The following is a 13,215-nucleotide window of genomic DNA, read 5'->3' as shown; positions in this document are numbered from 1 at the left end:
CGGTTTCGGCCTGAACCCGACGACTACGAACCGGACCGGGCGGCTTCGGCCGCGTCCGCCCGGCGGGCGTCGTACGATCCGGTCGGGCCGTCTCGGGGGGAGCAACGACGTTGCAGGGCATGGAACTTGTGGTCACCCGTCTGGCGGGCACGGTGCTCGGCGCCGTGGCCAGGTCGCTCGTCGCCCCGCGGACGGGCGCCGGCCTCGTCGAGGGCCCGCTGCGCCCGCTGCCGCGCCCGCCGAGGCCCGACCGGCTGGCGAGGATCCTGTCCGGCCGCCTCGCGGAGACGTACGGTTCCCTGCCGGAGAACGAGCGGCTGGCCGCCGTCGACGCCGTGCGCGACAGCTTCGCCGCGGCGGGCGAGATCGGCGCGGACCAGCTCTTCGCGGTGGACCTGGACCCGGCGCGGCTGAGCGCGCGACTGCGCTCGGCGGCGGCGGTCCGTCAGCTCGCCCCGCGGGCCGCGGACCTGTACGAGGAGCTCCTCGCCCTGTGCTGCGCGCACGTGGTGGACCAGCTCACGGCGCAGCCGTCCTTCCCCGCGCGGGCGGCCGTGGAGCAGACCCGCACGGCCGGCCGCACCCACGCCCTGGTGGCGGACCTGGCGGCGGGCCGCCGCCGCCCGGACGCGGTGGCGCTGGAGTTCGAGCAGCGGTACGCGGACTACGTGGTGGCGACGTACGGCCGGCTGGAGCTGTTCGGGCTGACGCTGGGGCGGTCGACGGGCGAGTGGCCGCTGGACACGGCCTACATCAGCCTGGCGGTGAGCGGCGAGGGCGTCCGCCACGAGGGGTTCGGCCCTCCCGGCCCCGGACAGGTCGCCCTCACCGCGGAGCAGGCGCTCGCCGACACCGACCGGGTCCTGCTGCGCGGTCCGGCGGGTTCCGGCAAGAGCACCCTGGTGCAGTGGCTGGCGGTGAACGCCGCGCACCGCCGCTTCGGCCGCGACCTCGACGACTGGAACCGGTGCGTCCCCTTCGTCCTGCGGTTGCGCACCTTCTCGCCCTCCGGCGCGCTCCCCGGCCCCGGGGAGTTCCTGCGGGCGGCGGGGGTGCCGCTGCACGGTGCCGCGCCGGCCGGGTGGGTGGAGCGGCTGATGGCCGACGGCAGGGCGCTCGTCCTCGTGGACGGGGTCGACGAGGTGCCGGCGCGGCTGCGCAAACGGACCCAGGAGTGGCTCAGGAGCCTGATCGCGGCGTTCCCGCACGCGCGGTACGTGGTGACGACGCGGCCGTCCGCGGTGCCGGAGGACTGGCTGGCCCTCCACGGTTTCGCCGCCCACTCGCTGCTCCCCATGGAGCGGGACGACATCCGGGCCTTCATCGAGCACTGGCACGAGGCCGCGCGCCAGGAGTGCGCCGCGCCGGCCGAGCGGGACCGGCTCGACACGTACGAGAGGTCGCTGCTCCACGCCGTGGGCACCCGGCGGGCCCTGGGCCGGCTGGCCACGAACCCGCTGATGTGCTCGTTGTTGTGCGCGCTCAACCGGGACCGCCGGATGCAGCTGCCCCGGGCGCGCAAGGAGCTGTACGACGCCGCCCTCGACATGCTGCTGGTGCGCCGGGACACCGAGCGCGAGGTGGTCGGGGTGGAGGGCGTCGACCTCACCCGCGAGGAGCAGATGGCGCTGCTCCAGCGGTTCGGGTACTGGCTCATCCGCAACGGGCAGGTGGAGGCGGATCGGGCCGACGCGGTGGAGATGGTGGCGCGGTGGCTGGGCGCCATGCCGCAGGTGGAGGGCACGGCGGAGCAGGTGTTCTCGCACCTGCTGATCAGGAGCGGGCTGCTGCGCGAGCCGCGGCCGGGTGCCGTCGACTTCGTGCACCGGACGTTCCAGGACTATCTGGGCGCCAAGGCCGCCGTGGAGTCGCGGGACTTCGGCGTGCTGGTGCGGCACGCGCACGACGACCAGTGGGACGACGTCGTGCAGATGGCGGTGGGGCACGCGCGCGTGGACGAGCGGGCCCGCCTGCTGACGGACCTGCTGCGCAGGGCGGACGACGAGCCGTGCCACCGCCACCGGCTGGTGCTGCTGGCGGCGGCGTGCCTGGAGCACGCCCCGGAGCTGGACCCGAGGGTGCGCCGGGCGATCCAGGACCGTACGCAGGGCCTGCTGCCGCCGCGCAGGCAGAGCGACGCCGAGGAGCTGGCGAAGGTCGGCGAGCTGGTGCTGGAGCTGCTGCCGGGCCCGGAGGAGGCGCTGGACGAGCACGGCGCGGCGGCGGTGGTGCGGACGGCCGCCCTGATCAAGGGGGACGCCGCGTTCGGCGTGGTCGCGCGGTTCCGGCACGACACGCGCGCGCCCGTCGCGTTCCAGCTGTCGCAGGCGTGGGGCTCGTTCGAGACGGAGACGTATCTGCGGGAGGTGCTGGCCGGGCGCACCTGGGAGGAGGACTACCTGCATGTGAAGACGGCGGAGCAGTTCCGGGCACTGCGGCACGTCCCGGAGGTCCGCTCGCTCCACATGGAGGGAGACCACGCCGACCTGTCACCGCTGCACGCCCTGGACGACCTGCGGCGGCTCTTCGTGTTCGAGAACGCCGCGCTGCGCGACCTCTCCCCGCTCGCGCGCTTTCCCGGCCTCTACGGCGTCGGCCTGAGCCGGTGCTCGTCGCTGACCGACCTCTCGCCCCTGGCGGGGCCGGGGCTGGAGTGGCTGTCGCTGTACGAGGTGGGTCCGGGCGTCCGCGTCGAGCCGCTGGGTGACATGCCGGACCTGAGGATGCTGCACCTGGGCCACGCCCTGCTCATCGAGGCACTGGACGAACTGCCCGTGGGACCGCGGCTCACCAGCCTCACGCTCCAGCGCCAGGTGCGGTACGTGGCTCTCGACGGGATCGAGCGGTGGCCGTCCCTCACCTCGCTCGCGCTGTCCAGCCGCACGCAGTTGCGGCAGTTGACCCGCATGGCGTCGCCGCCCCGGCTGACCTCCCTGACGCTCAACGACTTCGCACCGCTGGACCTGGGGGCGCTCACCGGGCTGGCCACGCTGGAGAGGCTCTTCCTCTGGCGCTGTGCCCTGACCGGCGGACTCGCCCCGCTGCGGGACCTCCCCGGGCTGACCGAACTGGAGCTGTGGCAGTGCGAGACCGGCGACGGCCCGGTCGACCTCGGCCCCCTGGCGGACCGGGAGGACCTGACGGTCACCGTCACCGACGACATGCCCCTCACGGGCGGCGAGCTCCTCGGCGCCGGGCGGCTCGTCCTCCGCTCGGCACAGAACTGACCTGCCCGGCGGGCGGAGTGGGCCCAGGTCAACTGCCGTCAGCCGCACGGGAACAGGGGTACGGGGCGTCAACCCGGGAGCGTACGGGACAAGCCCGGCGGCGGCGTTGTCAGTGGCGGGCTCTATTCTCAGTGACCATGCTCGACGACCGTACGACAGCAGCACCGTGGCCGACCGCCTACCCGACCCAGGGGTACGCGGTCGTCGACGTGGAGACCACCGGCCTCGCCCGCGACGACCGGATAGTGTCCGCAGCCGTCTACCGGCTCGACGCGCAGGGCAATGTGGAGGACCACTGGTACACGCTGGTCAACCCGGAGCGCGACCCCGGACCGGTGTGGATCCACGGGCTGACGAGCGACCTGCTGGAGGGAGCCCCGCTCTTCGGGGACGTCGCGGCGGAGTTCTCCGCGCGGCTCGACGGCCGGGTGCTCGTGGCGCACAACGCGATGTTCGACTGGTCGATGATCGCCCGTGAGTACGCGCGGGCGGACCGGACGGCGCCGGTGCGGCAGCGGCTGTGCACCATCGCGCTCTCCAAGGAACTGGGCCTGCCGCTGGCCAACTTCAAGCTGGAGACGCTGGCCACGCACTTCGGCGTCGTCCAGCGCCGGGCGCACCACGCGCTGGACGACGCGCGCGTGCTGGCCGAGGCGTTCCGTCCGAGCCTGCACGCGGCGGCGGAACGGGGCGTCAGGCTGCCGCTGCTGGAGTGCCGTCCGCTCACCGAGTGGGCGTCCTCCCCCGCCGCCTCGACCGTGCCGCGCATCGGGCAGCAGGCGTCGTACCGCGGGAACAGCTGGCGGCCTTCCCGCAAGCGGCCCGCCTGCCCGTACCCCAACCCCGGACGCTATGAAGCGGACAAACCACTCAGGCAGGGCATGCGGGTGGCGTTTTCGGGTGACACCTCCATCGACCGGGAGCTGCTGGAGGACCGGGCGGTCGAGGCGGGCCTCCATGTGGCCACCAGCGTCTCCCGGCTGACCAGCCTGCTGGTCACCAACGACCCGGACGCCGCCACCTCCAAGACGGTCAAGGCCAAGTCGTTCGGCACGCCGGTCGTCGACGAGGCGGCCTTCACCCAGCTGCTGCGTGACGTGGCCCCGGCAGACGAGTAGGCAGACGGGTGACCGCCCGGGCGTTTCGCCGCCCCTCGGGGAGCGCCGGACCGCACCCTGTGGCGCATGGCACGTTGTGAGGTCTGCGGAAACGATTACGGCATGTCCTTCGAGGTGCACGCGCAAGGCGCCGTGCACGTCTTCGACTGCTTCGCCTGCGCCATCCACCGCATGGCGCCCATCTGCGAGCACTGCCGGGTCCAGATCATCGGCCAGGGCGTCGAAGCCGACGGCCAGTGGTTCTGCGGGGCGCACTGCGCCCGGGCGGAGAAGGGACAGGTGGGCATCGTCGACAAGGTGTGACCCGTCGCGGGACCGCCCGGTGCTCGCGGGCGACACACGGCTCCCGGCCGGGAACGCTTCCCCGTCCACGGCCGGGACCGCGCGGGGCGGCCGCCGCACGGCGCCGCTCCGGGCAGGCCGGGACGACACCCCCGCCGCAAGCCCCCCCGCACGGCAGCCTCCCGCCGCCACCCGCCCCCGCCGCTGCCGCCACGGCCCCGGACCCGTGCCGCACGGTCCGCGCCGCCCGGACGGTCCGCGTCCGGGCCGGACGGGACCCACTTCCCGGGGCCGGCGCACGAGCAGGTACGGTCGAAGCCGTGTACCGCTTCCTGTTGTCCCGGCAGTGGGTGATCCTCACCCTCATCGCCCTCGTTCTCATCCCCGTGATGATCGAGCTGGGCTTCTGGCAGTTCCACCGCCACGAGCACCGGGTCGCCCAGAACCAGCTGATCGAGGACAACCTGAAGGCGAAGCCCGTCCCGGTGACGGAGCTCACCTCCCCCGGCCACACCGTCCCCCGCTCCGACTACTGGCGGCGGGTCACCGCCACCGGCACCTTCGACACGGCGCACGAGGTCGTCGTACGCCGCCGGACCAACGCCGACGAACGGATCGGCGTCCTCGTCCTGTCCCCCCTCGTCCTCCGGGACGGCCGCGCGGTCCTCGTCAACCGGGGCTGGGTCCCGGCGGCCACCGACCAGCAGGCGTACCCCGAGGTGCCGCCCGCCCCCAAGGGTGAGGTGACCGTCACCGGGCGGCTCAAGGCGGACGAGACGACCGGCGCCAGCGGCATCAAGGACCTCAGCGGGCTGCCGCCCCGCCAGGTCATGCTGATCAACAGCGAGCAGCAGGCGGAGAGCCTCGGCCGCGAGGTGCTCGGCGGCTACCTGGAACAGACCGCGCCGGCCCCGGCCGGGGACACCCCGGAGCAGATCCCGGAGCCCGACCACGACTCCATCGGCCCGCACATGGCGTACGCGGTCCAGTGGTGGCTGTTCGCGGCGGGCGTGCCGGTCGGCTGGGTGGTGCTGGTACGCCGGGAGAAGCGCGACCGCGAGGCGGGGCCCGCCACCGGCGACGACGCACGCGAACCGGCCGCACACGCGCCCGCTTAGCGGACGGCCCGGGCGGGAAGACGCCTGAGCGTGACGCAACGCATCGAGGACTACGCGCTCATCGGGGACCTGCAGACGGCGGCGCTGGTCGGCAAGGACGGTTCGATCGACTGGCTTTGCCTGCCACGCTTCGACTCGGCGGCCTGCTTCGCCGCGCTGCTCGGCGACGAGGAGAACGGCCACTGGCGCATCGCCCCGAAGGACGCCCACACCTGCGCCCGCCGCCGCTACGTGGGGGACTCCCTCGTCCTGGAGTCCGTCTGGGAGACCCGTACCGGCACGGTGAAGGTGCTGGACTTCATGCCGCAGCGCGACGAGGCCCCCGACGTCGTCCGCATCGTCGAGGGCGTCAGCGGCACGGTCGAGATGGCGTCGGTGCTGCGCCTGCGGTTCGACTACGGGTCCGTGGTGCCCTGGGTGCGCCGGACGGACGGGCACCGGGTGGCGATCGCCGGTCCCGACTCGATATGGCTGCGCAGCGAGCCGGCGGTCAAGACCTGGGGCCAGCAGTTCAGCACCTGCTCCTCGTTCACGGTCGACGCGGGCGAGAAGGTGGCGTTCGTCCTGACCTGGCACCCCTCGCACCGGCCGCGCCCGCCGCTGATCGACCCGTACGAGGCGCTGGAGCACACGCTGGAGGACTGGGAGTCCTGGTCGGCGCAGTGCACCTACGAGGGACCGCACCGCGAGGCCGTGATGCGCTCGCTCATCACCCTCAAGGCACTGACGTACGGCCCCACGGGCGGGATCGTCGCCGCGCCCACGACCTCGCTCCCGGAGGACATCGGGGGCGTGCGCAACTGGGACTACCGCTTCTGCTGGCTGCGCGACGCGACGCTGACCCTCGGCGCGCTGCTGTCGGCCGGCTACCTCGAAGAGGCCGCGGCGTGGCGCGACTGGCTGCTGCGGGCGGTGGCCGGTGACCCGGCGGACCTCCAGATCATGTACGGGGTCGCCGGTGAACGCCGGCTGCCGGAGACGGAGCTGCCGTGGCTGCGCGGGTACGCCGGGTCGGCTCCCGTGCGGACCGGCAACGCGGCCGTGCGGCAGTTGCAGCTCGACGTGTACGGGGAGGTCATCGACTCCCTGTACCTGGCGCGGGAGGCGGGGCTCGCGTCCAAGTCGCACGCGTGGAACCTCCAGCTGAGCCTGCTCGGCTTCCTGGAGTCGACGTGGCGACAGCCCGACGAGGGGCTGTGGGAGGTGCGGGGGCCGCGCCGCCACTTCGTGCACTCCAAAGTCATGGCCTGGGTCGCCGCCGACCGCGCGGTGCGCACCCTGGAGCGGGACCCGACGCTGAGCGGGGACGTGGGCCGCTGGCGGGTGATGCGCGACGAGGTGCACCGGGACGTGTGCGAGAAGGGGTACGACCCGGAACGGAACACCTTCACGCAGTCCTACGGCTCCCGTGAGCTGGACGCGGCGACGCTGCTGATCCCCCGGGTCGGTTTCCTGCCGCCGGACGACCCGCGCGTGGTCGGCACGGTGGACGCGGTGTACGCCGAGCTGAACCACAACGGGCTCATCCGCCGGTACACCACCGAGGGCGTGCCCGTCGACGGGCTGCCCGGTGACGAGGGGACGTTCCTCGTCTGCTCGTTCTGGATGGCGGACGCGCTGCGCATGACCGGCCGGACCAAGGAGGCCCACGACCTGTTCGACCGGCTGCTGGCGCTGCGCAACGACGTCGGGCTGCTGGCCGAGGAGTACGACGCCTCCGCCCGGCGGCAGCTGGGTAACTTCCCCCAGGCGTTCAGCCACATCGGCCTGGTGGGGACGGCCCTCGCGCTGGCCCGGGAGGAGACGGCAGGATAGGCCCATGGATCTTGGACTGAAGGACCGTGTGTACGTCGTGACCGGTGCCTCCCGCGGCCTGGGCAACGCCTCCGCGCGCGCCCTGGTGGCGGAGGGCGCGAAGGTCGTGCTCGCGTCGCGCGACGAGAAGGCGGTGACCGGGGCCGCCGCCGAGCTGGGGGCGGGCACCGTGGGCGTCGCGGCGGACAACGCCGACCCCGCGACCCCCGAGCGGCTGATCGCCGCCGCCCGGACGCACTTCGGGCGCTTCGACGGCGTCCTCGTCAGCGTGGGCGGCCCGCCCCCGGGGTGGGCGGCGGACAACACGGACGAGCAGTGGCAGGCGGCGTTCGACGCGGTGTACCTGGGCGCGGTGCGGATGGCCCGGGCCGCGGCCGCCGCGCTGCCGGACGGCGGGGTGATCGGGTTCGTGCTCTCCGGCTCGGTGCACGAGCCGATCCCGGGACTCACCATCTCCAACGGGCTGCGCCCGGGCCTCGCGGGCTTCGCCAAGTCCCTCGCGAACGACCTGGGGCCGAGCGGCATCCGGGTGGTCGGCCTGCTGCCGGGCCGCATCGACACGGACCGGGTGCGCGAGCTGGACGCCCTGTCCGGGGACCCGTCGGCGGCCCGCGCCGCGTCCGAGTCCCGGGTGCCGCTGCGCCGCTACGGCACGCCGGAGGAGTTCGGCAACGCCGCGGCGTTCCTCCTCTCGCCGGCGGCCTCCTACCTGACGGGCGTGATGCTCCCCGTCGACGGCGGCGCGCGCCACGGCTTCTGACCCGGCGGACACCGGACCCGCCGGCCGCGCCCCGCCGTCGTCGGCTCAGGGACGGTGGGCCGGTCGGCCGGGCGCCGGGCGGGCGGGCGACGGCGGGCGGGGGCGCCCGCCGCGTACGGCCGGGGCGGGAGGGTCAGGTGACGCGGCGCGCGGTGTGTCTGGCGGCGCGCAGCTGGGCCTCCGCGGGAAGCTCCTGGAGGCCCGCCGATTCGCGGGCGTGCCGCAGCGCGCCGTCCCGGAGGCGCGCCAGGGCCTCGTCCGGCGACACATGGGGCTCCAGCAGCAGCGACACCCGCGCCGAGGGCGCCGTACGCCGGCCGGTGAGCCGGACACGGGCGCGCGTCACACCGTCCAGGGCCTCCGCCTCCGCCTCCGCGGCGCCCTCCAGCGCCCGGCCCCGCAGCACCGCGCTCTCCCCGTCCCGGCTGTCGATGAGCACCTCGGCGAGCCGGTGCCGCCGCAGCTGGGCCGTCAGCCACCACAGCGCCAGGAGCACCAGCAGCGCGAGCACGGCGACCACGACCGGCCGCCCCCACCGCGTACGCGCCGAGTCGCTGAGCACCGCGGTGTCCGATCCGCGCCACGGCCACCAGGCCGGCACGTCCAGGTCCAGGCCGGCCGCGAGGGCGGCTCCTCCCGCGCAGATCAGTACCGCTCCGGCCAGGCCCAGCACGACCCGGTTGACGGTCCTCAGCATGCCCTTCACCCCTTCCGGGCCGGTCGCGCGACGTGCACGGACAGGTGCGGCGGCCGGGCGAGGCCGAGTTCCCCGACCGCGGCCCGCAGCGCGGTGTCCAGGTCGGCGTGCACATGGTCGAGTTCGCGGAAATGGGCCACCGCCCGTACCGCGGCCTTGTGGCGCCCGGCCCGTACCCGTACGGACTGCACGCCCGCCACCGCCATCGCCCGGTCGCGCAGCACGACCTCCACCGCCTCGCGCCGGAGCCCGGCGTGCAACGGCCCGTCGCCGCGCCGCATGGTCAGGACGGAGCGCAGGCCGGGTGTGCAGGCCAGGGCCAGGAGCCACAGGCCCAGGGCGACGGCGACCGCGGCTCCGGCGAGCACCGCCACGTCGTCGAGCTGCCGGACGGCCAGGTCGTCCGCGAGGGTGCGGCGCCAGCGCATCCCGGGCCGCCCGGCCCACACCGAGGCGACGTCGTACAGCACCAGGCCCGCACCGGCCAGGACCAGCAGGGCGAGCAGGGCGGCCGGGACGCGGCGCACGGACCAGAAGCGGTGCGGACCGCCCCGCGCCGGCTCCTCCAGCACGGGTACGGGTCCGCCGGGCGCGGCCGAGCTCATCGGACCCTCCCGACGCTCTTGTCGTGCCCCCGGGTGTACGGGGAGTGCAGCCGTTCCACCTGGACCGCCACCTCAGGCACCTCCATGCCCGCCAGGGTCCGCACGCGCCGGACCACCTGGCGGCGCACGGCGGCGCACTGGGCGCCGATGTCGCAGGGGTAGCCGAGTTCCAGGCTGATGCGGACGCGCGCGCTGTCCCGGTGCACGACCACGGCCGCCTGCGGCGGGCGGCCGTGGACGGCGCCTCCCGTACCGCGCGCACCGCCCTCGCCCGTCCGGCCGGCGCCCGTGCCGCTCTCCCCCGTACCGCCGTCGTCCGGCGGTGCGCCTTCGAGCGCCTCCCGTGCCGCGTGGGCGGCGATCTTGGCCACCACGCGGTCGGCGATCGTGGTCGCGCCCCGCTCCGCCGCCAGGACCCCCGTCACCGCGTCACCGCCGCCGGTCCTCGCGGTCACGGCTCCGGAGGAGATCACCGGGCTCCAGATCCCCGTCCAGGAACCGCCCGGCCACGAAGCCCACCGCCCCCAGGGCGGCCACCAGCAGAAACGCCCCGAAACCGCCGAAGTATCCGGCGAAGCCGAGCGCCATTCCGGCCAACAGGCCGATCATCGCCATGCTCATCGTGCGCTCCTCAAGCGGCCGGCTACTGGAGCCGGCTCTCCGGCTCTTCTTCCTCGTCCTCCGGCAGCTTCACATCGCTCACCGCGACGTTCACCTCGACGACCTCCAAACCGGCCATCCGCTCGACCGCCGAGACGACGTTCTCGCGCACCGCGCGGGCGACGTCCCGGATCGAGACGCCGTACTCGACGACGATCTCCAGGTCCAGTGCCGTCTGCACCTCTCCGACCTCGGCCTTCACCCCACGCGTGACGTCCGGCCTGCCCCCGGGGACCCGGTCGCGCACCGCGCCGAACGTGCGGGACATACCGCTGCCCATCGCGTGGACGCCGACGACGTCGCGCGCCGCCAGCCCGGCGATCTTCTCGACGACCCCGTCGGCGACGGTGGTGCGCCCGCGGGACGCCGGGTCACCGGTGCTCCCGCCCCGCTTGGCCATGGAGGCCCTCCTGGTCTCCTCGGCCGCCGGTTCCTTGACCCGGGCCGCCTTCGCGGCCTCGTCGGCCTGGGTGGACTGCGACGCGTCGGTCATCACCATGTCCCTTCGGGGGGCTTTGGTCTCTTTCGCTCACATTAAGGGTGGTATCCGGATCTCGCGCCGGGGATACGGCAGGCTGGGGGGATGACGACGTCTGACGGATGGGTGGCAACGGTCAGGAGCCGGATCGGTCTGGGCCGGCTGCTCGCGCTGGGTGGCCCCGCGGACGGGGCGTGGATCGCGGAGCACGCCGTGGACGCGGTGCTGCGGCGGGCGGCCCGGCAGGTGCCGGGGGTCGATCCCGGCCGGCTGCGGATCGGGCTCGCGGAGCCGGGTGGCGCGTCCACGCCCGCCCTCCCGGCCCCGCCGGCGGCGGTACCGCCGGGGCCGCTGCGGATCGAGGCGGACTTCGCCGCCGGGTACGGCGTACCGCTGCCGGAGGTGGCGGAGCGGTTGCGGACGGCTCTGGCGGTGGCGTCGGAGCAGCGGCTCGGGCTGACCGTGTCGGCGGTGGACCTGCGGGTGACGGCCCTCCTGGACGCTCCGCCGGATCCGCCGGCCGCCGCTCCCCCACCCGGGGGAACCGCCCCCGCGGACCCCCCGGTGGAGCGGTCCGCGCCCGCGGAGCCCGACCCCGCGGACCCGGCGGACCCCGCGGATCCCGTGGCGGTCGCGGCGGCCGCCGTTCCCGGGGTGGCACGGCTGACGGCGGTGCTGGGCCCTCCCGTGCACCGGATGGCCGGCCGGCTGCGGGTGGAACTGGCGACGGCCCCGGGCCACCGTGCCCTGGACGTGGCACGGGCGGTGCGCGGGGCCGTCGGCGGCGACCTGCCGGTGACCGTGGTGGTCACCGACGTCGTCGCCGAGCCGGGCTAGGGCGTCGGGTGACGGGGGCCATCAGCGGCCGACCACCACGCGGCATACGCGCGTGCGGGGGCACGCGAGGCCGGCAGTATCCGGAGGTCAGGCCCTAGTCGGCCAGACCGGCCAGGTCGCGCAGGCGGCGCGCCTGCGCGGCACGCTCGGCCGTCCGCTGCTCCTCGTACGTACGCTCCTGGGCGCCGCGCAGCAGTGCCTTGGTCTCGATGACCGCGTCGCGCGGTGCCGCCAGCAGCGCGCCCGCCAGGTCCCGTACCGCGCCGTCGAGGTCGCCGGCGGCCACGACGAGGTTGGCCAGCCCGATGCGCTCGGCCTCGTCGGCGTGGACGAACCGGCCGGTGGCGCAGATCTCCAGCGCGCGGGCGTAGCCGACCGCCGCGACGAGCGGGTGCGTGCCGGTCAGGTCGGGCACGAGGCCCAGACCGGTCTCGCGCATCGCGAACTGCACGTCCTGCGCGACGACCCGGAGGTCGCAGGCCAGGGCGAGCTGGAAGCCCGCGCCGATCGCGTGCCCCTGCACGGCCGCGATCGACACGATGTCGTTACGGCGCCACCAGGTGAATGCCTCCTGGTACTCGGTGATGACGGCGTCGAGTCCGGCGTCGGAGCCGCGTGCCAGATCGAGGAACGACGGCTCACCGTCGAAGCCCTCCGGCGTGAACGCCTGCCGGTCGAGTCCGGCGGAGAAGGACTTGCCCTCACCGCGCAGCACCACGACCCGCACGTTGCCCGGCAGCAACCGGCCGGCCTCCGTCAACGCCCGCCACAGAGCGGGGGACTGGGCGTTGCGCTTGGCCGGATTGGTCAAAGTCACCGTGGCAACGGCGTCCTCGACGGTGAGCCGTACACCGTCCTTGTCGAGCACTTCGAGGACTGGGTCGAGCGAGGTCATGGGGCGCCTCCGGGTCCGGTGGAGCAGTGCAGCCATCAAGTGACTGAACAGTAACCACCCGGTCGACACTGCGATCGACCGGGTGGCCCTGCCGGAACCGGTGGGGCCGGACGAGCCGCGCTCGGGATGTCGGGTCGCTGGGGCCGTCAGGCCGAAGCGGCCTTCTTGCCTCGCGTCGCTCCGCCGCGTCCACGCAGCGTGACTCCGGATTCGCTCAGCATCCGGTGGACGAATCCGTAGGACCGGCCCGTCTCCTCGGCCAATGCCCGGATGCTCGCACCGGAGTCGTACTTCTTCTTCAGGTCTGCCGCGAGCTTGTCGCGCGCGGCGCCGGTCACCCGGCTGCCCTTCTTCAGAGTCTCGGCCACCCGTGCCTCCTCATGGGAAGTGCGCTCTGGTCTTCTCATGATCACCCCTCGGGCGCCTCCTGGCCAGCCATTCGACAAGGTCCGTGCCGCAAGGTTTCGCCGCCCCGGGCCCGCCGTCCGGGCCGAGAGCCCGCGCCCGGACCGGCGCAGGAGGCGTCGTACCAGGTCAGCGGGGTGGAGGGAAAGAAAACGCGGCGTGGTGCCGGGCCGGGAAGTCCGCTCGGCGCCACGCCGCGGTACGAGACGTACTCACTCAGATGATGGATCACGCGTAAGCCGAATGATCCAGACACGGACGCTCGGAGCTCCGGTCACACGCCGCGCGGGCCGCACCGGCGGCTCGTGGGGACCCGGC

14 protein-coding genes are annotated in these 13,215 nt (G+C 74.4%); 7 read left to right on the top strand and 7 right to left on the bottom strand.

Going from position 1 to position 13,215, the window contains the following annotated elements; all coding sequences use genetic code 11:
• The first annotated feature begins 119 nt into the window (after positions 1 to 119).
• The 6 genes from IE109_RS02730 (at position 120) to IE109_RS02705 (ending at position 8,320) form a co-directional block, all read left to right on the top strand.
• Complete coding sequence (locus IE109_RS02730; protein WP_229890466.1) at positions 120 to 3,227, top strand: NACHT domain-containing protein; 3,108 nt, start codon at positions 120 to 122, stop codon at positions 3,225 to 3,227.
• Between the two features lie 131 nt (positions 3,228 to 3,358).
• Positions 3,359 to 4,345 carry a DEDDh family exonuclease gene (locus tag IE109_RS02725; RefSeq protein ID WP_189548768.1) on the top strand — a complete coding sequence of 329 codons (987 nt, stop codon included), beginning with the start codon at positions 3,359 to 3,361 and terminating at the stop codon, positions 4,343 to 4,345.
• Between the two features lie 66 nt (positions 4,346 to 4,411).
• Positions 4,412 to 4,648: a metallothionein gene (locus IE109_RS02720; protein ID WP_064071372.1), complete on the top strand. Its 237-nt coding sequence runs from the start codon at positions 4,412 to 4,414 to the stop codon at positions 4,646 to 4,648.
• Between the two features lie 299 nt (positions 4,649 to 4,947).
• Positions 4,948 to 5,745 (top strand): SURF1 family cytochrome oxidase biogenesis protein, encoded by a 798-nt coding sequence (locus IE109_RS02715; protein ID WP_189548767.1) that lies wholly within the window; start codon positions 4,948 to 4,950, stop codon positions 5,743 to 5,745.
• A gap of 30 nt (positions 5,746 to 5,775) precedes the next feature.
• Positions 5,776 to 7,560, top strand: a complete 1,785-nt coding sequence (locus IE109_RS02710) for a glycoside hydrolase family 15 protein (RefSeq protein ID WP_189548766.1) — start codon at positions 5,776 to 5,778, stop codon at positions 7,558 to 7,560.
• Between the two features lie 4 nt (positions 7,561 to 7,564).
• Positions 7,565 to 8,320 (top strand): SDR family oxidoreductase, encoded by a 756-nt coding sequence (locus tag IE109_RS02705; protein WP_189548765.1) that lies wholly within the window; start codon positions 7,565 to 7,567, stop codon positions 8,318 to 8,320.
• 133 nt (positions 8,321 to 8,453) lie between these two features.
• On the opposite strand, the gene amaP is transcribed toward IE109_RS02705, so the two are convergent.
• Genes amaP through IE109_RS02680 form a run of 5 tightly spaced genes read right to left on the bottom strand, consistent with a single transcriptional unit; the run spans position 8,454 to position 10,775 of the window.
• The gene (gene amaP, locus IE109_RS02700) at positions 8,454 to 9,017 is read right to left on the bottom strand and encodes an alkaline shock response membrane anchor protein AmaP (protein WP_189548764.1); all 564 of its coding nucleotides are present in this window, start codon (positions 9,015 to 9,017) and stop codon (positions 8,454 to 8,456) included.
• A gap of 5 nt (positions 9,018 to 9,022) precedes the next feature.
• On the bottom strand, positions 9,023 to 9,622 hold the full coding sequence (locus IE109_RS02695) for a DUF6286 domain-containing protein (protein ID WP_189548763.1): 600 nt from the start codon (positions 9,620 to 9,622) through the stop codon (positions 9,023 to 9,025).
• A complete protein-coding gene (locus IE109_RS02690; protein WP_189548762.1) occupies positions 9,619 to 10,077 on the bottom strand; it encodes a hypothetical protein in 459 nt (152 codons plus the stop codon). Before IE109_RS02690 ends, IE109_RS02695 begins: the two co-directional genes overlap by 4 nt.
• Positions 10,052 to 10,243 carry a hypothetical protein gene (locus tag IE109_RS02685; protein ID WP_189548761.1) on the bottom strand — a complete coding sequence of 64 codons (192 nt, stop codon included), beginning with the start codon at positions 10,241 to 10,243 and terminating at the stop codon, positions 10,052 to 10,054. Before IE109_RS02685 ends, IE109_RS02690 begins: the two co-directional genes overlap by 26 nt.
• A 22-nt stretch (positions 10,244 to 10,265) precedes the next feature.
• Positions 10,266 to 10,775: an Asp23/Gls24 family envelope stress response protein gene (locus IE109_RS02680; RefSeq protein WP_189548760.1), complete on the bottom strand. Its 510-nt coding sequence runs from the start codon at positions 10,773 to 10,775 to the stop codon at positions 10,266 to 10,268.
• Between the two features lie 90 nt (positions 10,776 to 10,865).
• On the opposite strand from IE109_RS02680, the gene IE109_RS02675 reads away from it, so the two are divergent.
• Positions 10,866 to 11,597, top strand: a complete 732-nt coding sequence (locus tag IE109_RS02675; protein ID WP_189548759.1) for an Asp23/Gls24 family envelope stress response protein — start codon at positions 10,866 to 10,868, stop codon at positions 11,595 to 11,597.
• A 94-nt stretch (positions 11,598 to 11,691) separates the two neighbouring features.
• On the opposite strand, the gene IE109_RS02670 is transcribed toward IE109_RS02675, so the two are convergent.
• Together IE109_RS02670 and IE109_RS02665 are read right to left on the bottom strand one after the other, a co-directional pair.
• Positions 11,692 to 12,492, bottom strand: coding sequence for an enoyl-CoA hydratase/isomerase family protein (locus tag IE109_RS02670; protein WP_189548851.1), 801 nt, complete (start codon positions 12,490 to 12,492; stop codon positions 11,692 to 11,694).
• A 146-nt stretch (positions 12,493 to 12,638) separates the two neighbouring features.
• Positions 12,639 to 12,860 (bottom strand): helix-turn-helix domain-containing protein, encoded by a 222-nt coding sequence (locus IE109_RS02665; RefSeq protein WP_006123601.1) that lies wholly within the window; start codon positions 12,858 to 12,860, stop codon positions 12,639 to 12,641.
• Positions 12,861 to 13,215 lie beyond the last annotated feature (355 nt).

Origin of the sequence: Streptomyces lavendofoliae (genome assembly GCF_014649735.1) — a bacterium.
GTDB classification, from domain to species: Bacteria; Actinomycetota; Actinomycetes; order Streptomycetales; family Streptomycetaceae; genus Streptomyces; species Streptomyces lavendofoliae.
Note: the sequence above shows the minus strand (reverse complement) of the source record. Positions and strands in the feature narration are given on the sequence as shown.

Coding starts and splice junctions, on each gene's coding strand:
- IE109_RS02695 (WP_189548763.1), bottom strand. CDS start 9,622: ATGAGCTCGGCCGCGCCCGGCGGACCCGTACCCGTGCTGGAGGAGCCG.
- amaP (WP_189548764.1), bottom strand. CDS start 9,017: ATGCTGAGGACCGTCAACCGGGTCGTGCTGGGCCTGGCCGGAGCGGTA.
- IE109_RS02670 (WP_189548851.1), bottom strand. CDS start 12,492: ATGACCTCGCTCGACCCAGTCCTCGAAGTGCTCGACAAGGACGGTGTA.
- IE109_RS02680 (WP_189548760.1), bottom strand. CDS start 10,775: ATGACCGACGCGTCGCAGTCCACCCAGGCCGACGAGGCCGCGAAGGCG.
- IE109_RS02720 (WP_064071372.1), top strand. CDS start 4,412: ATGGCACGTTGTGAGGTCTGCGGAAACGATTACGGCATGTCCTTCGAG.
- IE109_RS02685 (WP_189548761.1), bottom strand. CDS start 10,243: ATGAGCATGGCGATGATCGGCCTGTTGGCCGGAATGGCGCTCGGCTTC.
- IE109_RS02675 (WP_189548759.1), top strand. CDS start 10,866: ATGACGACGTCTGACGGATGGGTGGCAACGGTCAGGAGCCGGATCGGT.
- IE109_RS02730 (WP_229890466.1), top strand. CDS start 120: ATGGAACTTGTGGTCACCCGTCTGGCGGGCACGGTGCTCGGCGCCGTG.
- IE109_RS02705 (WP_189548765.1), top strand. CDS start 7,565: ATGGATCTTGGACTGAAGGACCGTGTGTACGTCGTGACCGGTGCCTCC.